This window comes from Microbacterium schleiferi, from assembly GCF_038150145.1.
GTDB lineage: Bacteria > Actinomycetota > Actinomycetes > Actinomycetales > Microbacteriaceae > Microbacterium > Microbacterium schleiferi_B.
The window spans coordinates 198168-216973 of sequence record NZ_JBBWSA010000006.1 but is presented as its reverse complement, the minus strand read 5'-3'; the positions used below and the strand labels follow the sequence as shown (position 1 = coordinate 216973).

General features: G+C 66.3%; 23 protein-coding genes. 13 read left to right on the top strand and 10 right to left on the bottom strand.

Going from position 1 to position 18806, the window contains the following annotated elements; genetic code table 11:
- Positions 1-921 carry a heme o synthase gene (locus AADH62_RS08900; RefSeq protein ID WP_341579121.1) on the top strand — a complete coding sequence of 307 codons (921 nt, stop codon included), beginning with the start codon at positions 1-3 and terminating at the stop codon, positions 919-921.
- Between the two features lie 99 nt (positions 922-1020).
- On the opposite strand, the gene AADH62_RS08895 is transcribed toward AADH62_RS08900, so the two are convergent.
- Both AADH62_RS08895 and AADH62_RS08890 read right to left on the bottom strand, forming a co-directional pair.
- Positions 1021-1461: a dinucleotide-utilizing enzyme gene (locus AADH62_RS08895; RefSeq protein ID WP_341579120.1), complete on the bottom strand. Its 441-nt coding sequence runs from the start codon at positions 1459-1461 to the stop codon at positions 1021-1023.
- 90 nt (positions 1462-1551) lie between these two features.
- A complete protein-coding gene (locus tag AADH62_RS08890; RefSeq protein WP_341579119.1) occupies positions 1552-2541 on the bottom strand; it encodes a COX15/CtaA family protein in 990 nt (329 codons plus the stop codon).
- A gap of 241 nt (positions 2542-2782) precedes the next feature.
- Between AADH62_RS08890 and sufB the strand changes: the two genes are divergently transcribed.
- From sufB to AADH62_RS08845, 9 genes are all read left to right on the top strand, one after another.
- Positions 2783-4201, top strand: a complete 1419-nt coding sequence (gene sufB / locus AADH62_RS08885; protein WP_341579118.1) for a Fe-S cluster assembly protein SufB — start codon at positions 2783-2785, stop codon at positions 4199-4201.
- A 1-nt stretch (position 4202) separates the two neighbouring features.
- Positions 4203-5393 carry a Fe-S cluster assembly protein SufD gene (sufD, locus tag AADH62_RS08880; protein WP_341579117.1) on the top strand — a complete coding sequence of 397 codons (1191 nt, stop codon included), beginning with the start codon at positions 4203-4205 and terminating at the stop codon, positions 5391-5393.
- A complete protein-coding gene (locus AADH62_RS08875; protein WP_228179038.1) occupies positions 5390-5731 on the top strand; it encodes a non-heme iron oxygenase ferredoxin subunit in 342 nt (113 codons plus the stop codon). Before sufD ends, AADH62_RS08875 begins: the two co-directional genes overlap by 4 nt.
- 11 nt (positions 5732-5742) lie before the next feature.
- Positions 5743-6513 (top strand): Fe-S cluster assembly ATPase SufC, encoded by a 771-nt coding sequence (gene sufC, locus AADH62_RS08870; RefSeq protein WP_341579116.1) that lies wholly within the window; start codon positions 5743-5745, stop codon positions 6511-6513.
- A 9-nt stretch (positions 6514-6522) separates the two neighbouring features.
- Positions 6523-6852 (top strand): metal-sulfur cluster assembly factor, encoded by a 330-nt coding sequence (locus tag AADH62_RS08865; protein ID WP_195693758.1) that lies wholly within the window; start codon positions 6523-6525, stop codon positions 6850-6852.
- A gap of 59 nt (positions 6853-6911) precedes the next feature.
- A complete protein-coding gene (locus AADH62_RS08860) occupies positions 6912-7616 on the top strand; it encodes a lysophospholipid acyltransferase family protein (protein WP_341579115.1) in 705 nt (234 codons plus the stop codon).
- 68 nt (positions 7617-7684) lie between these two features.
- Positions 7685-7843 carry a DUF5993 family protein gene (locus AADH62_RS08855; RefSeq protein WP_341579114.1) on the top strand — a complete coding sequence of 53 codons (159 nt, stop codon included), beginning with the start codon at positions 7685-7687 and terminating at the stop codon, positions 7841-7843.
- A complete protein-coding gene (locus tag AADH62_RS08850) occupies positions 7843-8433 on the top strand; it encodes a disulfide bond formation protein B (protein ID WP_341579113.1) in 591 nt (196 codons plus the stop codon). Before AADH62_RS08855 ends, AADH62_RS08850 begins: the two co-directional genes overlap by 1 nt.
- A 60-nt stretch (positions 8434-8493) precedes the next feature.
- Positions 8494-9648 (top strand): MalY/PatB family protein, encoded by a 1155-nt coding sequence (locus tag AADH62_RS08845; protein ID WP_341579112.1) that lies wholly within the window; start codon positions 8494-8496, stop codon positions 9646-9648.
- A gap of 3 nt (positions 9649-9651) precedes the next feature.
- Here AADH62_RS08845 and AADH62_RS08840 read toward each other — a convergent pair whose 3' ends face one another.
- Positions 9652-10290 carry a biotin transporter BioY gene (locus AADH62_RS08840; protein ID WP_341579111.1) on the bottom strand — a complete coding sequence of 213 codons (639 nt, stop codon included), beginning with the start codon at positions 10288-10290 and terminating at the stop codon, positions 9652-9654.
- A gap of 110 nt (positions 10291-10400) precedes the next feature.
- Here AADH62_RS08840 and AADH62_RS08835 point away from each other — a divergent pair, with 110 nt between their 5' ends.
- The gene (locus AADH62_RS08835; RefSeq protein ID WP_341579186.1) at positions 10401-11999 is read left to right on the top strand and encodes an ABC-F family ATP-binding cassette domain-containing protein; all 1599 of its coding nucleotides are present in this window, start codon (positions 10401-10403) and stop codon (positions 11997-11999) included.
- 16 nt (positions 12000-12015) lie between these two features.
- Here AADH62_RS08835 and AADH62_RS08830 read toward each other — a convergent pair whose 3' ends face one another.
- The 4 genes from AADH62_RS08830 to AADH62_RS08815 all read right to left on the bottom strand — a co-directional run bounded on the left by AADH62_RS08830 (position 12016) and on the right by AADH62_RS08815 (position 13980).
- Positions 12016-12876 (bottom strand): SURF1 family protein, encoded by an 861-nt coding sequence (locus AADH62_RS08830; protein WP_425355660.1) that lies wholly within the window; start codon positions 12874-12876, stop codon positions 12016-12018.
- Complete coding sequence (locus AADH62_RS08825) at positions 12873-13097, bottom strand: hypothetical protein (RefSeq protein WP_341579110.1); 225 nt, start codon at positions 13095-13097, stop codon at positions 12873-12875. The genes AADH62_RS08830 and AADH62_RS08825 overlap by 4 nt, the downstream gene beginning before the upstream one ends.
- On the bottom strand, positions 13087-13452 hold the full coding sequence (locus tag AADH62_RS08820) for a DUF3099 domain-containing protein (RefSeq protein ID WP_341579109.1): 366 nt from the start codon (positions 13450-13452) through the stop codon (positions 13087-13089). The genes AADH62_RS08825 and AADH62_RS08820 overlap by 11 nt, the downstream gene beginning before the upstream one ends.
- 66 nt (positions 13453-13518) lie before the next feature.
- A complete protein-coding gene (locus AADH62_RS08815) occupies positions 13519-13980 on the bottom strand; it encodes a DUF4190 domain-containing protein (protein ID WP_341579108.1) in 462 nt (153 codons plus the stop codon).
- A 141-nt stretch (positions 13981-14121) separates the two neighbouring features.
- Here AADH62_RS08815 and fabG point away from each other — a divergent pair, with 141 nt between their 5' ends.
- Positions 14122-14832 carry a 3-oxoacyl-ACP reductase FabG gene (gene fabG, locus AADH62_RS08810; RefSeq protein ID WP_341579107.1) on the top strand — a complete coding sequence of 237 codons (711 nt, stop codon included), beginning with the start codon at positions 14122-14124 and terminating at the stop codon, positions 14830-14832.
- Positions 14833-14838: 6 nt separating this feature from the next.
- Here the strand turns inward: fabG and AADH62_RS08805 are convergent, their stop codons facing one another.
- The 3 genes from AADH62_RS08805 to AADH62_RS08795 form a co-directional block, all read right to left on the bottom strand.
- Positions 14839-15537, bottom strand: coding sequence for an alpha/beta hydrolase (locus AADH62_RS08805; RefSeq protein WP_341579106.1), 699 nt, complete (start codon positions 15535-15537; stop codon positions 14839-14841).
- A 70-nt stretch (positions 15538-15607) separates the two neighbouring features.
- Positions 15608-16246: a phosphoserine phosphatase SerB gene (gene serB, locus AADH62_RS08800; RefSeq protein ID WP_341579105.1), complete on the bottom strand. Its 639-nt coding sequence runs from the start codon at positions 16244-16246 to the stop codon at positions 15608-15610.
- A 46-nt stretch (positions 16247-16292) separates the two neighbouring features.
- Positions 16293-17534, bottom strand: a complete 1242-nt coding sequence (locus AADH62_RS08795) for a glucose-1-phosphate adenylyltransferase (RefSeq protein ID WP_341579104.1) — start codon at positions 17532-17534, stop codon at positions 16293-16295.
- Positions 17535-17581: 47 nt separating this feature from the next.
- Between AADH62_RS08795 and glgA the strand changes: the two genes are divergently transcribed.
- Positions 17582-18805 carry a glycogen synthase gene (glgA, locus tag AADH62_RS08790; RefSeq protein ID WP_341579102.1) on the top strand — a complete coding sequence of 408 codons (1224 nt, stop codon included), beginning with the start codon at positions 17582-17584 and terminating at the stop codon, positions 18803-18805.
- Position 18806: the final 1 nt, after the last annotated feature.

Sequence of the window (18806 nt, the reverse complement as noted above, 5' to 3'; positions counted from 1 at the left end):
ATGGACATTTCCACGACGACGCGTGCGCAGCTCGCACCCGCATCGTTCGGCCGCACCGTCCGCGCATATGTCGCCCTGACCAAGCCGCGCGTTCTCGAGCTGTTGCTGGTGACGACGGTTCCTGTGATGATCCTTGCGCAGCAGGGGTTCCCGCCGCTGTGGCTGGTTGTCGCCACTGTGATCGGCGGATCGGCAAGCGCCGGATCTGCAGCGGCGTTCAACATGTACCTGGACCGGGATATCGACGCGCACATGCAGCGCACCGAGAACCGTCCCCTCGTCACCGGCGAGGTCTCGCCGCGCGGGGCACTGATCTTCGCCTGGTCGCTCGCGGTCGCCTCGACGCTGTGGCTGGGCTTCACGACGAACTGGCTCGCGGCGGCGCTGTCGGCAGGTGCCATCTTCTTCTATGTCGTCATCTACACGATGATCCTCAAGCGCCGCACCGAACAGAACATCGTGTGGGGCGGCATCGCCGGATGCTTCCCCGTCCTGATCGGCTGGAGCGCCGTCACCGGATCGCTGGCGTGGCCGGCGCTCATCCTGTTCTTGCTCGTGTTCCTGTGGACTCCGCCGCACTACTGGCCGCTGTCGATGAAGTACCGCGACCAGTACGACGAGGTCGACGTTCCCATGCTCGGCGCCACGCGCTCGGGCTCGCAGGTCGGCCTTCAGGTCATCCTCTACGCGTGGGCGACCGTCGTCACCTCCCTCCTTCTGATTCCCGTCGCTTCGATGGGGATCGTCTACACGGCATCAGCGTTGGCGTTCGGCGGCTGGTTCATCTACGAGTCACACGTCCTCTATGCTCGCGCGGTGCGCGGCACGGAGCCGCGGCCGATGCGTGTCTTCCACGCATCCATCACCTACTTGACGCTGCTGTTCGTCGCGATCGCCGTCGACCCGCTGCTTCCGTTCTAGGATCGCCATCGCCCGGGCAGCCGACGCGCACGAGAGAAGGCCCCGTCCGTCGAACGATGTTCGGCGAGCGGGGCCTTCTCTATCGGCCGGGGCCGGAGGTCAGCGGTTCTCCGGTGCCTCAGTGTCGGCCTGAGCGGCGGCGTCTGCTGCAGCGGCGGGCGGGGCGGCATCGGTCGTTGACGTCTCGACATCGGCATCCTCGAAGACCGGAGCCTGCTCGGCGAGAGGAGCCGCCTCCTCGACGATGACGGTTTCTTCGACGAACGCCGTTTCGGCGACGGGGGTGGGCAGGGCCGAGCGGAGCGCGGCGAGGGTCAGCACGAGCAGCAGACCGAGGATGCCGGCGCCCACCAGGACACCGCCGAATCCGATCCACGCGGGGCTCACGTACACCTGCTCGTAGGTGGCCGAACCATCCGCGAGCGTCGCACTCATCTCGCTCACCTTGGTCAGCACGAGCCAGAGCCCGACGCCGATGCTGGCGAGGGAGGCGAGAAGCAGCACCCAGAAGGGGACGCTGCGGGCAAGGCGATTGGTCATAGGGAAACTCCTGCGAAGGGATGGATTACGGTCACGCCGAAGAGATCGGCGCGACCAGTCTGGTCCCTGGACGCGTGCCGCGTCGATGCGTCAGCTATGGATCGCCTGTGCGTGGGCGGGGTCCTCCGCGGTGCCAGAGACGCTGACCGGCTGCTTGAGGTTCAGGACGAGTGCGGTCATCGCTGCGGCCAGAAGGGAAGCCAGCACCATGTGGATGCCTACCGCCAGTGGGGGCAGTCCGTTGCGTGCTTGGAAGAGTCCGACGGCGATCTGAAGCACTTCCACCCCGAGAACTGCCTGGGTCCACGCCACCACGCGCGGGATCTCCCGGCGCCGACGATAGGCGAAACCGAGCAGGACCAGGGTCATCGCGAAAAGCGCGTACGACGGCCAGGCGTGGATGTGTTCGAGGATCTCTGCGTTGAAGCCATTGCGTCCGGCATCTGCGTCGCCCGAGTGTGGGCCGGCCCCGGTGGTCAGAATGCCGAAGAAGATCGTGACAGCCAGCACTGCGGTGGTGGCATGCACCCAGATTGCGTGAGCTTTCGAGACGACGCGTACGCGGGCGCCGCCCGGCGTGCGCATGAGAACGAGGAAGGCGGCACACACCGCAACGAGGATGACCGAAGCGACGTAGTGGAATCCGACGATGAACGGGTTGAGTCCCGTCAGCACCGTGATGCCTCCGACCAGGGCCTGAGCAATGATGCCCAGCAACACCACCAGGGAGAGGACGAAAAGGTCACGGCGTTCGCGCCGCATCTTCAGAACGAAGACTAGGACGATGATCGCGAGGATCCCGACGAGCCCGGTGAGGGTCCGGTTACCGAACTCGATGACCCCGTGTATTCCCATCTCTGGTGTGTTTACGAGCGACTCCGCGGTGCAGGTGGGCCAGGTCGGGCATCCGAGCCCCGACCCGGTCAGACGCACCGCGCCGCCGGTTCCGATGATCAGCACCTCGGCAAGGAACGACAACCACGCGGCGACGCGGACGCGCCGATCGACGTGGTCGGGAAGCCAGGCCCAGAACCTCCCGAGCAATGAAACGCGGGCGGGGGACGGGGACGGTGCGGACACGGTCTTCACTCCTGGGATCGCCCTGTGGGGGCGCGGCGTGCTCGGCCCGGGGCTGGGTCGATGCCTGTAGACTCGAAGGGTCTGATTCCGCGGAGAAATGCCGCAGGATCATCACCAGTCTAGGCGCGAGAATCCGCCGACGACGTGAAAGGGCCCGTAAGCGACATCCCCTCCGGTACTCCGCCGGGGGCGACGGATGTCGGTGCGGATGACACCGCAATGGCCGCGAAGGAGAAAACCGATGTCCGATGTGCTGATCGAGCGCCCGGAGCTCGAAGGCCTGGGAGTCTACGAGTTCGGCTGGCACGACACCGACGCCGCCGGCGCGGTGGCCCAGCGCGGAATCAACGAGGACGTGGTCCGCGGGATCTCGTCGTTGAAGTCCGAGCCCGAGTGGATGCTGAAGACCCGCCTCAAGGGCCTGCAGCTGTTCGCCCGCAAACCCATGCCCACGTGGGGTGCCGACCTCAGCGCGATCGACTTCGACAACATCAAGTACTTCGTGCGCTCCACCGAGAAGCAAGCGCAGACCTGGGAAGACCTTCCCGAAGAGATCCGGAACACCTACGAGCGTCTCGGCATCCCCGAGGCCGAGCGCCAGCGACTGGTCGCCGGTGTTGCGGCGCAGTACGAGTCCGAGGTCGTCTACCACCAGATCCGCGAGGACCTGGAGGCCCAGGGTGTCATCTTCATGGACACCGACACCGCTCTGCGGGAGCACCCCGAGTTCTTCGAGGAGTACTTCGGCACGGTCATCCCTGCCGGCGACAACAAGTTCGCAGCTCTCAACACCGCCGTCTGGTCGGGTGGTTCCTTCGTCTACGTGCCGCCGGGCGTGCACGTCGAGATCCCGCTGCAGGCCTACTTCCGGATCAACACCGAGAACATGGGCCAGTTCGAGCGGACGCTGATCATCGCCGACGAGGGCTCGTACGTCCACTACATCGAGGGCTGCACGGCTCCCATCTACAAGAGTGACTCGCTGCACTCCGCGGTCGTCGAGATCATCGTGAAGAAGAACGCGCGCGTGCGCTACACGACGATCCAGAACTGGTCGAACAACGTCTACAACCTCGTCACCAAGCGTGCCGTTGCCCACGAGGGCGCCACGATGGAATGGATCGACGGCAACATCGGCTCCAAAGTCACGATGAAGTACCCGTCGGTCTTCCTCATGGGAGAGCACGCGAAGGGCGAGACCCTTTCCGTTGCCTTCGCCGGCCCGGGACAGCACCAGGATGCCGGCGCGAAGATGATCCACATGGCGCCGTACACGACATCCTCGATCGTCTCGAAGTCGATCGCGCGTGGCGGTGGACGTGCTGGCTATCGGGGTGAGGTCCGCGTTGACCCGAACGCTCACCACTCCGCCAACACGGTTCGCTGTGACGCGCTGCTGGTCGACACCGTTTCCCGCTCCGACACCTACCCGGCGATCGACATCCGCGTGGACGATGTGCAGCTCGGCCACGAGGCGACGGTCTCGCGCGTCAGCGAGGAACAGCTTTTCTACCTGCAGTCGCGCGGGCTTCCCGAAGACGAGGCGATGGCCATGATCGTGCGCGGATTCATCGAGCCGATCGCGCGTGAACTGCCGATGGAGTACGCGCTGGAGCTGAACAAGCTCATCGAGATGAGCATGGAAGGCAGCGTCGGCTGAGATGACGACTACCGCACAGGCGTCGGCGACGGCGCCCGGATCGACCGCGCACACCGACGGGGGCTGGGACCTCGTTCCCGTCCAGACACGCTCCGAACGCCCGCGTTCCTACGACCCCGCGGCGTTCGGTGCACCGACTGGCCGCGAGGTCAATTGGAAGCACAGCCCCATCGCGGCTGTCGCTCCGCTGTTTGCCGACGAGCCCGGCGACGAGGGTGCTGTCGGCATCACGGTCACCGGCCCGCTCGCTGCCGCTGGCCTCGCCATCGGCGAGGCCCCGCGCGGCGAGGCATTCACGCCCGAGGACCTGCCGAGTGCCATCGCCTGGCAGCGCTCGGCGGAAGCCCTGTACCTGAAGGTGCCAGCTGATGCCGAGCTCGATGAGCCGGTCGAAGTCGTCTTCACGGGGGCTGGCGCGTCGTTGCGTGCACACTCCCACGTCGTGATCGAAGCGGCCCCTCACTCGCGCGCGACAGTCGTGCTGCGCCACGAAGGTTCGGCGCAGTTCGCCCAGAACGTCGAGATCATCGTCCGTGACGGTGCGAACCTGACGCTCGTCTCGCTGCAGCGGTGGGACGACGACGCCGTGCATGTCGCCGCGCACCAGGCTGTTGTGGGACGCGACGCGACCCTGCGCCACACCGTGGTGAGCCTCGGTGGCGCAGTCGTGCGGGTGAACCCGTCGGTCGATCTCGCCGGTGCCGGATCCGAGGGCAATCTCTACGGTCTGTCTTTCGCCGACTCCGGTCAGCACCTTGAAAGCCAGGTGTACGTCCACCACCGCGGCCCCAACACGACGGCCGACGTCCTCTACAAGGGAGCCTTGCAGGGCTTGAGCGCGCGCAGCGTCTGGGTCGGGGATGTGCTCATCGGTCGCGACGCCGTCGGTACCGACTCGTACGAAGCCAACCGCAACCTCGTGCTGACCGACGGTGCGCGCGCGGACTCGATCCCGAACCTCGAGATCGAGACCGGCGACATCCAGGGTGCGGGGCACGCGAGCGCCACCGGCCGTTTCGACGACGAGCAGCTCTTCTACCTGCAGGCACGAGGCATCCCCGAAGAGGAAGCCCGCAGGCTCGTTGTGATCGGGTTCCTCAGCGACATCATCCAGCGCCTCGGCATCCCTGAGCTCGAGGCAGAACTCACCGAGGCGGTCACCGCCGAACTCGAACAGGAGGCGGCTGCGTGAGCGCGACCCGCGTGTGCTCGCTGAGCGAGCTGGAACAGGATGCCGCCAAGCGCGTCGTGATCGACGGTGTCGCGATCGCTGTCGTCAAGGACTCAAACGGTGACGTCCACGCCATCGGCGACACCTGCACGCACGGCGACATTTCGCTGTCGGACGGCTTCGTCGAGGGCGAGACATTGGAATGCTGGGCGCACGGCTCGGCGTTCTCTCTTCTGACAGGCCGCCCACTGAACCTTCCCGCGTACGAGCCGGTGCCGGTGTACGAGGTCACGATCGAGGGCGACGACGTCCTGATCGACCCCGCCGTCACCAAGGCCGTCACCCCAGACATCCACTGAAAAGGAACCCCATGGCTGTTCTCGAGATCCGCGACCTGCACGTCACGGTCGACACGGATGCCGGTGAGACCCAGATCCTCAACGGCATGACCCTCACGATCCGCACCGGGGAGACCCACGCGATCATGGGCCCCAACGGGTCGGGCAAGTCGACCCTCGCGTACACGATCGCCGGGCACCCCAAGTACGCGGTGACGAGCGGCTCGATCACGCTCGATGGTGAAGACGTCCTCGAGATGTCGGTCGACGAGCGTGCACGCGCCGGCCTCTTCCTCGCGATGCAGTACCCCGTCGAGATCCCCGGCGTGACAGTGACGAACTTCTTGCGCACGGCGAAGTCCGCGATCGACGGGCAGGCACCCGCGATCCGCACGTGGACCAAGGACGTCAAGAAGGCCATGGCGGACCTCCGCATGGACGAGAAGTTTGCACAGCGCAATGTCAACGAGGGTTTCTCGGGCGGCGAGAAGAAGCGTCACGAGATCCTCCAGCTCGAACTCCTGAAGCCGAAGATCGCCGTACTCGACGAGACCGACTCGGGCCTGGACGTCGACGCGCTCAAGATCGTTTCCGAGGGCGTCAACCGCGCCAAGGTCGAGACTGACATGGGCGTGCTGCTGATCACGCACTACACCCGCATCCTTCGCTACATCCACCCGGACTTCGTGCACGTCGTTGTCGGGGGGCGCATCGTCGAAGAAGGTGGTCCGGAGCTCGCAGACCGGCTCGAGTCCGAAGGATACGATCGCTTCCTCGAGCCCGCCGCTGGTTCCGGCGCCTAGGATCAAGTCATGACCGCGACTCTCAGCCCTGAGAAGTTCGACGAGGTCACCGAGGCTCTCAAAGACGTGATGGATCCCGAGCTCGGGATCAACGTCGTCGACCTCGGACTGATCTACGACCTCAGCTGGGATGACGAGAACGACGCTCTCGTCATCCACATGACGTTGACCTCTGCCGGGTGCCCGCTCACCGACGTTCTCGAGGAGCAGACCGCACAGGCTCTCGACGATGTCGTGGAACGCTTCCGCATCAACTGGGTGTGGATGCCGCCGTGGGGGCCCGAGCGCATCACCGATGACGGCCGCGACATGATGCGCGCTCTCGGCTTCGCCATCTGAACCGATCACTCGTCCGGCGTCGTGATCTCACGCAGCGGTGCCGCGGATAAGGTGGCGACGTGACAGCTCCCGCTCCGGCTCGCGCCACAACCCGGCCCGGCTTCATCTACTTCCTCGGGCGGCTCGTGCTTCGGCCGCTGTTCTGGATCCTGTATCGCCCGCGCATTGTCGGACGAGTAAACGTGCCCGCACGCGGACCCGTTCTGCTTGCGAGCAACCATCTGTCATCCCTTGACACCGTCATCATCCCGACCTCGGCTGCGCGTCCGGTGCAGTTCCTGATCAAGTCGTCGTACTTCACCCGGTCCGGCGTACTCGGGCGGTTCATGCGCTGGTTTTTCACGTCGATCGGCGGCGTGCCGGTCTATCGGGCAACAGGCCGCGACGCGCGCGCGGCTCTCGACGCCGGTGCCAGCATCCTGCGAGCCGGCAGTGTCTTCGCCGTCTTCCCCGAAGGCACTCGGTCTCGCGACGGCAAGTTGCACGAGGGGCACGGGGGAGCGGCGTGGATGGCGTATGACACCGGCGCGACGGTCGTCCCCGTGGGACTGATTGGTACCGGCACCATCAGGCCCTTTAGTCATCTGGTGCCGGGCAGGCCGCGAATCGAAGTGCGCTTCGGTGAGCCGCTCGACCTCTCCGATCTCGATGGCACCCCGGCAGGCAAGGCGCGACGGGAGACCACTGAGCGCACGATGAGCGCCATCGCCGCCCTCACCGGGCAGGAGCGTTCCGGCCAGGTGAACGCGAGCTCGCGCGACTGAACGCCAGGCGGCGCGCCGGAATCCGCGTTCCTCTGGATGCCGGACTCGGCCCCCACTATGGTGAGGCCGTGGACACCCTCATCTTCGGCCTGCTGCTCGCGGTGGCCCTCGTCATCATCTTCTCCAAGAGTCGGTGGTTGGTAATCGGCTCGTGGGCCATCGCCGCGCTTGCTGTGCTCGGTCTGTTCGCGTACCACGCGACCGACGTGTTGGAGTTGAGCTTCTGATGGCCGTCTCGATCATCGTTCGCAAGCTCTCGTTCTGGGCCTTCGTGGCATTCCTCGTTGCCTATGTCGGCATCCTGTCGATGGCGATGTTCGTCTTCCAGTTCGGGCTCGGCGAACTACCGTGCCCGCTGTGCATCCTGCAGAGGATGGGCATGATGTTGGCAAGCCTCGGCGCGCTGTACGTCGTCGTGCGGGCGCTGCGTGGCGAGCTGCTGCTGCGCGACCTCGCAACGGGCCTCGGACTTGCCATCCTCGGTGCCGTCGTGGGCGCGGCGATCTCGATCCGGCAGATCCTGCTGCACATCCTGCCCGGAGACCCGGGATACGGCGAGGCGGTGCTTGGCCTGCACCTGTACACCTGGGCGCTCATTACGTTCGTGGTCGTCATCGTGTTCGCGGGCGTCGTGGCGGTCTTCGCGCAGGACCTGCTGCCGATCGCTCCCGCCACTGGCTGGCTGCGCACTCTCGCCTGGGTCGTGGTGTGGGCGTTCGTCGCAACGATCGCGATCAACCTCGTTGTCGTGTTCGCCGAAGAGGGCTTCAACTGGGTGCTTCCCGACGACCCGATGCGGTATCTCTTGTTCGGCTGAATCTGATGTCCGCCGGGAAGGGCCACCAGCGGTCTTACCTCGCAGGGCTAGGCTCGGAGAATGACCGTGAGCCCCCTCCAGGCCCTCCCGATCGAGCGACTGCGTGAGCGGACGAGCACGAAATGGCGTGCCTATCCCGCCGACGTGCTGCCCCTCTTCGTCGCCGAGACCGACTTTCCGCTCGCACCGGCCATCACGGCGCGTCTGAGGGCAGCAGTCGAGGTCGGTGACACGGGATACACGCCGCCGAAGCCGGGGATCGCTGAGGCGTACGCCGGGTTCGCGCGGCGGCGATACGGCTGGGAGATCGACCCCGCGCACGTTCGCTCAACCGGCGATGTCGTGATGGGCCTCGTCGAGATCCTGAGGGCCGCGATCTCGCCCGGTGACCGCGTCGTCATCACGCCTCCCGTGTACCCGCCGTTCTATGACCTCATTCCGGAAGCGGGGGGAGTCGTCGAGCGGGTGCCGTTGCTCGCGGATGCCGGATACACGCTCGACCTGGCCGGTATCGACGCGGCACTGGCCGGAGGCGCGCGCGCCGTCCTCCTGTGCAACCCGCACAACCCGACAGGTACCGTGCACTCCCGTGAGACGCTCGCTGAGCTGGCCGAGATCGTCGCACGCCACGGTGCGATCGTCGTCAGCGACGAGATCCACGCGCCCCTGGTTCATGCGCCTGCGACGTTCACGCCGTTTCTGAGCGCATCGCCACTCGCGGCATCCGTCGGATACGCGGTTGCGAGCGCGAGCAAGGCCTTCAATCTTGCGGGTCTGAAGTGCGCGCTCATGCTCACTGCCGCTGATGACACGCGACGTGTCGTGCAGGAGCTGCCGAAGGAGGTCGAGTGGCGAACGGGTCACTTCGGAGCACTGGCAGGCGTTGCGGCCTTCGCGCCCGAGAGCGATGAGTGGCTGGATGCCTTGCTTGCCGCGCTCGACGCGAACCGGCGCCTGCTCGCTGACCTGCTCGCCGAACACGTACCGGCGGCGCGGTATGAGATCCCCGATGCGGGATACCTCGCGTGGGTCGATCTGTCGGGTCTGGGGTGGGGCGAGGACCCCGCAGAGCGGATTCTCACCGAGGCGCGAGTCGCCGTCCACCACGGTCCGACCTTCGGCGACGAGGGTCGAGGGTTCGTGCGGGTCAACTTCGGATGCTCGCCGGAAGTGCTCCGCGACGCGATCGAACGAATCGGCGCCCTTTCCCGCTGAACCTCAGCGCTTCTTTGCGGCGTCGATCCGCCGCACGAGGGCCCACGCGCCGGGGATCAGCAGCGCGGCAAAGCCGGCCTTGATCAGGCCGGGAACGATGAACGGCCATAGACCTGCGTCGAGCACGCCCGCCGGCGAAATATCCTGACCCATCACGGTCGAGAGGATAAAGGCCATGTAGGGGACGCCGATGACGAACGGGATGATGCTGGCGATGACGAATCCCGTGAAGGCGAGCAGGGGCTTTCGATCCCAGGCGCGCTCAGCGAACCATCCGGCGACGAACGCCGCGGGAATGAAACCCAGGATGAACCCGAATGCGGGAGCCAGCAGATAGGCAGGACCTGCGACCGGCCCCGCGAAAACCGGCAGACCGAGCAGACCGACGAACATGTAGGTCGTCATCGCAGCAGCACCTCGAGCAGACCCGAGAGCAGCGCCGACGAGGATGACGCCGAGAGTCTGCCCCGTGATCGGGATCGGCCCGATGAAGAACGACACCTTCGCCAGCAGCGTCACGACGGCGACTCCCGCCAGCACGAGGCCGGCGTCGATGGCGAACGCACGTGCCTGCGAGGAGGGTCGGACGATGATGTCGGCGAGAACCCGGGTGTGCGTGGCCGGTACAGCGGCAGTCGTCATGGTGCTCCTTGGTCGGTGGGAAGCCAGGCAGAGGGGTATTGCGACTTATACTAGGGGGCTGGCCATCGGCCCCCTTGTACCCTTCTCACCGAATGAAACGGAGCTTTGCTGTGCTCTCCGTGCACGACCTCGAGATTCGCGTGGGCGCCCGGGTTCTCATGTCGGACGTCACGTTCCGCGTGGGCGCGGGCGACAAGGTCGGGCTCGTGGGCCGCAATGGTGCAGGCAAGACCACACTCACGAAGGTGCTCTCGGGTGACCTTCTGCCGGCCGCCGGTCGCGTGGACCGCAGCGGGGAGCTCGGGTACCTGCCCCAGGACCCGCGGTCGGGCAATCCCGAAGACCTGGCACGCACCCGCATCCTGGATGCGCGGGGGCTGGGTCAGCTTGCCATCGGGATGCACGAGGCGAGCCTCGCGATGGCCGATGACGGCGACGATGTCGCGGCGCGCGCCATGCGCCGGTATGGATCGCTCACCGAGCGCTTCGAGGCGCTGGGCGGGTACGCCGCCGAGGCCGAAGCCGCCTCGATCGCCCACAACCTCGCGTTGCCTGATCGCATCCTCGACCAGCCCCTGAGTACGCTTTCGGGTGGCCAGCGCCGTCGCATCGAACTTGCCCGCATCCTGTTCTCGGACGCGCAGACGATGATTCTCGATGAGCCGACGAACCACCTGGATGCCGATAGCGTCGTGTGGCTGCGAGAGTTCCTGAAGAACTACAAGGGCGGCCTCATCGTCATTTCGCACGACGTCGAGCTCGTCGGTGAGACCGTCAACCGGGTCTTCTATCTCGACGCGAACCGTCAGGTGATCGACATCTACAACATGTCGTGGAAGAACTACCTGCGCCAGCGGGTCGCCGACGAGGAGCGACGCAAGAAAGAGCGCGCGAACGCCGAGAAGAAGGCGACAGCGCTCCAGCAGCAGGCAGCGAAGTTCGGGGCTAAGGCGACCAAGGCGGCCGCTGCCCACCAGATGCTCGCACGGGCAGAGAAGCTGCTCTCGGGGCTCGACGAGGTGCGGCAAGAAGACCGCGTCGCCAAGCTCCGCTTCCCGAAGCCCGCAGCGTGCGGCAAGACGCCGCTTATGGCGTCCGGCCTGTCGAAGTCGTATGGGTCGCTGGAGATCTTCACGGATGTCGACCTCGCGATCGACCGCGGATCCAAGGTTGTCGTGCTGGGTCTCAACGGCGCCGGGAAGACGACACTGCTGCGCATCCTGGCCGGAGTCGATCGTCCCGACACCGGGCAGATCGAGCCCGGGCACGGTCTGAAGATCGGGTACTACGCGCAGGAGCATGAGAACCTCGACGTGGGTCGCTCCGTACTCGACAACATGATGTCCGCGGCGCCCGACATCACCGCGACCGAAGCGCGCAAGGTGCTCGGGTCGTTCCTGTTCACAGGGGACGACGTGCTCAAGCCCGCCGGCGTGCTCTCCGGCGGGGAGAAGACCCGACTGTCGCTCGCGACACTGGTGGTCTCGAGCGCCAACGTGCTGCTGCTGGATGAGCCGACCAACAACCTCGACCCGGCATCCCGCGACGAGATCCTCGGCGCGCTTGCTCACTACGAGGGTGCCGTCATCCTGGTCTCGCACGACGAGGGTGCTGTCGAGGCGCTCAACCCCGAGCGGGTCCTCATCCTGCCCGACGGCGTCGAGGACATCTGGGGTCGCGACTACATCGACCTCATCACGCTCGCCTAGCGCGGCATCCTCGCGCTTACTGCGGGAGCCGGTCCAGGATCTCGTCTTCCTCGGCCATGTCGCGGTCGCGACGGCGCTGGCCGCGCGGGGGACGGGGGGAGTCGTCTGCTTCCTCCCGACGGTGACGGACCTCGGTGCGAATCACATAACCGATGAAGAAGAAGCCCATGACGGCGAACAGGATCCACTGAATCGCATACGACAGGTAGGGACCGGGGTCATCGGAGGGGGACTCCAGCGGATTCGGGAGGGATGCCGCGGCCGGCGACTCCGAGACCATCACACCGTAGGCGCTGGTGATGAAGGCGGGATCGCCGCCGAACTCTTCCGCGATGAGCGGCAGGTGGATCGTCGGCACTTGGCCCTCGGGGGCGTCGGTACGTCCCGATCGGGGAAGGGACTCGCCCGGCCGCAGCCGTGCGATCACCTCGACGGTCCCCGCCGGGGGCGCGGGGATCGCACTCGGATCACTGTCTTCGGCGGGCGGCACCCAGCCGCGGTTGATGAGCAGGATCCGGCCATCCGTGGTCTGGAACGGCACCAGGACCTCGAAGGCTGCAGTACCGCCGTGGGGGCGGTTCCTCACCAGCACGGTGTCGTCGACGAGATAGGTTCCCTCGAGCGCCACCGGGTGCCACTCGTTGTCGACCGGTAGCTCCCCGGTCTGGGGAACCAGACCATCGAGCGTGCCCGGTTCGGCGTCGTAGTTGGCCTCGACGAGAGCAAGCTGCGTCGAGCGCTCAGCGTTGCGGGTGAACTGCCAGTTGGAGAGAAACCCGCACGCTATCGCGAACAGCACCGCGACGGCGACGTACGCCGTCCACCGCATCGCCGCTGGCGCCTTGTGCTCTGCCGCCGGCGCCTTGTGCCCACTCACGCCTGTTCCGCCGCGAAAGCGTCAACGCTCAGCGGAAACGAGCGGGCAGCGAGGAACTCGCGCAGGTAACCGACATGGTCATCGCAGGCGAGCCAGGTCTTGCTGCGATCTCCCGTGTGGATTCGCGGGTTTCGCCAGCGGATGCTCCAGCGCGCCGTCTCTCGGCATCCGGCGCGCGAACAGATCGTCTCGGAGTTCGGTGACGCGGATTCAGCTCTCACCCGCGCGCTCCTGCGGAGTCTCGTCGATACGAATGACCTGCGGTGTTTGCGTAGCAGCGGGCGATGGTGCCGTGCTGGGCGTGGGAGCCTCGATCATGCGCTCCGGTCCGAGCGCCGTCGGTGCCGTCATATCTGCGCTGACATTGGCGATGACGACGGCCAGATACGGCAGGAATATCGCCATGGCCGCAAAGACCCAGGTGTACCAGCTGTAGGGCGTGACGAACAGGACGAGGGCGAAGCACACGAGACGGATCGCCATCATCACGAGATACGTCGTTGACCGCTTGCCAGCGTCCTCTTTCGGTGCCCGGGGGAGGGACGTCGCCGGTTGCGGCTTTGCTGATGATTTCACGGTGCTACCAGAGTACGCCGCGCGGCCCCGACGGGATCCGTCGGGGCCGTGCTGCTGTGGTACGTCTCAGGAGCGGTAGCTCGTCATCCCCGCGGTGCCGACGGCGACGAAGAACAGGACGAATGCGATGATCCCCAGGATCCACAGGCCGAGCGAGACCCAGCCGATGATGACGCCTGCGAGCCCCAGTCCACGGCCGCCCTCGCCCGTCTGCTTGATCTGGCTCAGCGACATGTGGCCGGTGATGATCCCGACGATCTGGCCGATGATGGGGATCACGAACACGCCGACGAGCGATGACACGAGCGACACGATCGCCAGCGTGTTGGTCTTGGGACCTTGCGGGTACGCGGCGTACGCCGGAGCCGCACCGTAAGCGGGCGGAGCCGCCGGCGCACTGTAGGCGGGGGGTGCTGGCGGGGCCGGCGGCGGATACGCAGCGGGAGCCGTCGGCGCCGGGGCAGGCGGTACCGGAGCTGCCGCTGGCGGCTGTTCCTCGGGGGTTGCGGGGGAGTTCTGGTCGCTCACAGTTCGGCCTTTCTGACACGCATCCGCACGATGGTTCGTGCTGCCACCAGCGTTCCAGTCGCCTCCGGGCGTGTCAACGTGGACGGTAGTCTGGGGCGGTCCCGCTCACCCGCGGGTCGAATCGACCGCAGGAGCTGCTTCATGTCCACCGATCACGTCGTTCTCGTTACCGGAGGCAATCGCGGCATCGGTCGCGCCATCGCCGAGCGTTTCGTCGCGGAGGGGTACCCCGTCGCCGTGACCGCGCGTTCTGGCGAGGGCCCCGCCGGTACGCTGACGGTTCGCGCTGATGTCACGGATGCCGCGGCCGTTGACGCCGCGTTCGCCGAGGTGGAAGAGAAGCTCGGACCCGTGACGATCGTCGTCGCAAACGCCGGGATCACGAAGGACACGTTGCTGCTGCGCATGAGCGAAGACGACTTCGATTCGGTGGTGGCGACGAATCTCGGCGGCGCATTCCGTGTCGTCAAGCGGGCGGCGAAGGGGATGCTGCGAGCAAAGTGGGGACGCGTCATCCTGATCTCGAGCGTCGTCGGCCTTTACGGCTCGCCCGGACAGATCAACTACGCCTCGTCGAAGAGTGGGCTTGTGGGCTTCGCTCGATCGCTGACGCGCGAGTTGGGTGGCCGCGCTATCACCGCGAACGTGGTTGCGCCCGGCTTCATCGAAACCGACATGACTGCTGAGCTCCCGGCGGAGACCCAGGCTCAGTACAAGGCAACGATTCCCGCGGGCCGGTTCGCGACGCCCGACGAGGTCGCCGGCGTCGTCACCTGGCTCGCCTCAGACGATGCCGCCTACATCTCGGGAGCGGTCATCCCGGTCGATGGCGGATTGGGTATGGGGCACTGACGCCGCTCAGGTCTCCCTGATGGCGCTGATGAGGTGCCTCGCGAGCTGATCGGGAACCGAGAACTGCGGCCAGTGGCCCGCGTCGATCTCGACGATTGAGAGGTGCTCGCTGGCGGCGAGCTCTGCTGCCCACGCCGGCGGTTCCTCGAGCAGGCCACTGATCTCGTCGGCGCTGGCAGTACCCATGAGGATGGTCATCGGCACGCGGTGACGTCCCTCGTCGGTGAGCGTGATCGCGTCGGTCGGCACGCGTGCTGGCACCGAGAGCGCCCGCTGCGCTACCTCGGCCCGTACCGCCTCTGAGAGATCCCGGACCTCCGGGGTCTCGAAGGTTTCCCACCCGGGGAACGGCACCACGCCATCGACGATGGGGAACTCCCAGATCATCCCGCCGGGGGTCGGTGGGAGCGTGTCGACCAGGATTACCCGCGCCACCCGGTCCACGCGACGGTCTGCGGCGCCCCATGCGACGTTGCCCCCGCCGCTGTGGCCGACGAGCACGACGTCACCCTCGAGCCCGTCGATCAGATTGACGACGGCATCCACCCAGTCGGCGATGCCGATCTCACCGGATGCGTCGGCCGGTTCGCCAACCCCCGGAAGCGTCACAGGATGCGGCTCGTGGTCGGCATCGCGAAGCGCCGGAACGACGTCGTCCCACGAGGACGCGTCCAGCCAGAGGCCGGGGATCAGGATGATGTGCATGTCGTAACGCTATTCCTGGCATCCGACACCGACCATTGATCGAGGCGCGACCCATGGTGCGCGGTGGCGCTCAGCGGGGGAGGAGCGGCAGGATCTCGCGCAGATCGACCGGGTCGATCACGACATTCGCACGCTCTCGGACTGCCGGCTTCGCGTTGAAAGCCACGCCCAAGCCGGCCGCCGCCATCATCCGTAGATCATTGGCGCCGTCGCCCACCGCGATCGTCCGCGAGAGGGGCAGTGCGAGCGTACGCGCCCACTCGCGCAGGGTTTCTGCTTTGCCCTCGGCATCGACGATCTCACCGTCCACGGCTCCTGTCAGAGCGCCATCGGAGGCGGATAGGCGATTCGCCCGCCAGCGATCCACCCCGAGTACCGGTGCGATGTGATCGAGAATCTCGTGGAAACCGCCGGACACGACGCCCACAACGCCGCCGCGCTCGTGGACGCCCGCGATGAACTCGGATGCCCCGAGCGTCGGCTCCACGCGCGCCAGCACGCGCTCGAACGCATCGAGCGGAACTCCGGTCAGAGCAGCCACGCGGGTTCGCAGGCTCTCGGCGAAGTCCACCTCGCCGCGCATCGCGGCCTCCGTCGCGGCAGCAACCTCGGCACCACGGCCCGCCTCATCGGCGATCAGCTCGATCACCTCGTTGCGCAGCAGTGTCGAATCGGCATCGAGGACGACAAGGAAGCGGGCTGGGATCACCCGACTACGCTACCGGCCCGGCCGTGCTGAGCCGCTACGGGAAGGATCAGCGCTCGACGACGACGCCCTTGCCGACCACCGTGATCCCGGAGTCGGTGACGGTGAACCCACGCTCGAGGTCATGGGCGCGGTCGACCCCGATCGTCGCTCCGTCGGCGACCACGACGTTCTTGTCGAGGATCGCGCGGTGCACACGCGCACCCGGACCAACGCGCACATAGTCGAACAGCACGGCATCCGTGATGGTCGACCCGCCAGCTGCCAGAGTCCACGGCCCGACGACGCTTCGCTCCAGGTGAGTCCCCGACAGCACCGATCCGAGCGAAACCACCGAATCTATGGCGGTCCCGATCCGTCCCACCGAATCGCGCACGAACTTCGCCGGCGGCGAGTTGACAGTCTGCGAGTGAATCGGCCAGTCGGTGTTGTAGAGATTGAAGACCGGGAGCGTCGAGATCAGATCCATGTGCGCGTCGAAGAACGAGTCAATGGTTCCGACGTCGCGCCAGTACGACCGGTCCCGATCCGTAGAGCCCGGAACGTCGTTGAGCTTCATGTCGTACACGCTCGCTTCGCCGCGGTCGACGAAGTAGGGCACGATGTCGCCGCCCATGTCATGGTTCGATGTCGGGATCTCGCCATCGGCCTCGACGGCCTCGACGAGGGCATCCGTGTCGAAGATGTAGTTACCCATCGACGCCAGCACTTCGTGCGGAGCATCCGCCAACCCGCTCGGATTCTGCGGCTTCTCGAGGAACTCGCGGATCCGCGTCGAACCGGGCTCGACATCGATCACACCGAACTGGTTCGCCAGGCCGATCGGTTGGCGGATGCCGGCAATAGTCGCCCGCGCGCCCGAGGCGATGTGGGCGTCGAGCATCTGGCGGAAGTCCATGCGGTAGACGTGGTCGGCGCCGATGACGATGACGATGTCGGGCTGCTCGTCGATGATGAGGTTCATCGACTGCAAGATCGCATCGGCAGACCCCGAGAACCAGCGCTTGCCCAGCCGCTGTTGAGCCGGCACCGACGTCACGTAAGAGCTCAGCATCGGGGACATCCGCCAGGTCTGGGAGATGTGTCGGTCGAGGCTGTGCGACTTGTACTGCGTGAGCACAACGATCTGCCGAAGCCCCGAGTTGATCAGGTTCGAGATTGCGAAGTCGATCAGACGGTACTGACCGCCGAAGGGAACAGCGGGTTTGGCTCGGTCGGCGGTCAGCGGCATCAGCCGCTTGCCCTCTCCACCGGCGAGGACGATTCCAAAGATCTTGGGCGACGTAGCCATACCCCCAACACTATGCCGCCCCACGACCCTGTACTAGCGTTCGACACATGCGCGTCGACATCGTCACCAAGGAGTATCCGCCCGAGATCTACGGGGGCGCTGGCGTCCACGTCGCGGAGCTCGTCAAAGCTCTTCGCGCGCTACCAGCAACCGATGCGCCGGGCGATGAGCCGCTCGAGGTTCAGGTGCGTGCGTTCGGCGCTGACCGCGACGAGACTGACACGACGTCCTACGTCACCCCCGCGGAGTTGCGGGATGCCAACGCGGCGATTCAGACGATGGGCACCGATCTGCTCATCGTCAATGACGTCGCTGGTGCCGCCGTGGTCCACTCTCACACCTGGTACGCCAACTTCGCCGGTCACATCGCCGGCCTTCTCAACGGCATCCCGCACATCGTCACCGCACACAGCCTCGAGCCACTGCGTCCCTGGAAGGCCGAACAGCTCGGTGGCGGGTACGCGGTCTCGAGCGAAATCGAGCGCACCGCCTACCACGGCGCTGCGGCGATCGTTGCGGTCAGCGAAGGCATGCGTGGAGACATCCTGCGCAGCTACCCCGGGCTCGACCCCGCAAGCGTCCGGGTCATCTACAACGGCATCGACACCGAGCAGTGGCATCCGGTCGAGGACGCCGAAACGCTTGCTGCGCTGGGGATCGATCCGACCCGACCCTCCGTCGTCTTCGTCGGGCGCATCACCCGCCAGAAGGGTCTGCCATACCTCCTTCGCGCTGCCGAGCGGTTGGATCCGGAGGTGCAACTGATCCTGTGCGCCGGCGCTCCGGATACACCCGAGATCCTCGCCGAGGTCGAGGGTCTTGTCCGCGGCCTCCAGGAGACTCGGGACGGGGTGGTCTGGATCGACCGCCACCTCAGCCGACACGAGCTGTGCGTAGCGCTGACCGCGGCAACGACCTTCGTCTGCCCCTCGATCTACGAGCCCCTGGGCATCGTGAACCTCGAGGCGATGGCGTGTGGAGCAGCCGTGGTGGGCACCGCCACGGGCGGCATCCCGGAAGTCGTAGTTGACGGTGTCACGGGCAGGCTCGTGCCCATCGAGCAGGTCTCGGACGGCACGGGTACGCCGCTGGACCCCGAGGCGTTCGTCGCGGACTTGGCTCGGGTTCTGAGCGAGGTCGTGAGCGATCGTGAGGCGGCCAAGGCCTACGGGCGGGCGGGTCGAGAGCGCGCGACGACCGCCTTCAGTTGGCAGCGGATCGCGGAGCAAACCGCCGCGCTGTACGCAGAGGTGATCCGCGGCTCCCGATAGG

Coding starts and splice junctions, on each gene's coding strand:
- AADH62_RS08900 (WP_341579121.1), top strand. CDS start 1: ATGGACATTTCCACGACGACGCGTGCGCAGCTCGCACCCGCATCGTTC.
- AADH62_RS08895 (WP_341579120.1), bottom strand. CDS start 1,461: ATGACCAATCGCCTTGCCCGCAGCGTCCCCTTCTGGGTGCTGCTTCTC.
- sufB (WP_341579118.1), top strand. CDS start 2,783: ATGTCCGATGTGCTGATCGAGCGCCCGGAGCTCGAAGGCCTGGGAGTC.
- sufD (WP_341579117.1), top strand. CDS start 4,203: ATGACGACTACCGCACAGGCGTCGGCGACGGCGCCCGGATCGACCGCG.
- sufC (WP_341579116.1), top strand. CDS start 5,743: ATGGCTGTTCTCGAGATCCGCGACCTGCACGTCACGGTCGACACGGAT.
- AADH62_RS08865 (WP_195693758.1), top strand. CDS start 6,523: ATGACCGCGACTCTCAGCCCTGAGAAGTTCGACGAGGTCACCGAGGCT.
- AADH62_RS08850 (WP_341579113.1), top strand. CDS start 7,843: ATGGCCGTCTCGATCATCGTTCGCAAGCTCTCGTTCTGGGCCTTCGTG.
- AADH62_RS08845 (WP_341579112.1), top strand. CDS start 8,494: ATGACCGTGAGCCCCCTCCAGGCCCTCCCGATCGAGCGACTGCGTGAG.
- AADH62_RS08840 (WP_341579111.1), bottom strand. CDS start 10,290: ATGACGACTGCCGCTGTACCGGCCACGCACACCCGGGTTCTCGCCGAC.
- fabG (WP_341579107.1), top strand. CDS start 14,122: ATGTCCACCGATCACGTCGTTCTCGTTACCGGAGGCAATCGCGGCATC.
- AADH62_RS08805 (WP_341579106.1), bottom strand. CDS start 15,537: ATGCACATCATCCTGATCCCCGGCCTCTGGCTGGACGCGTCCTCGTGG.
- AADH62_RS08795 (WP_341579104.1), bottom strand. CDS start 17,534: ATGGCTACGTCGCCCAAGATCTTTGGAATCGTCCTCGCCGGTGGAGAG.
- glgA (WP_341579102.1), top strand. CDS start 17,582: ATGCGCGTCGACATCGTCACCAAGGAGTATCCGCCCGAGATCTACGGG.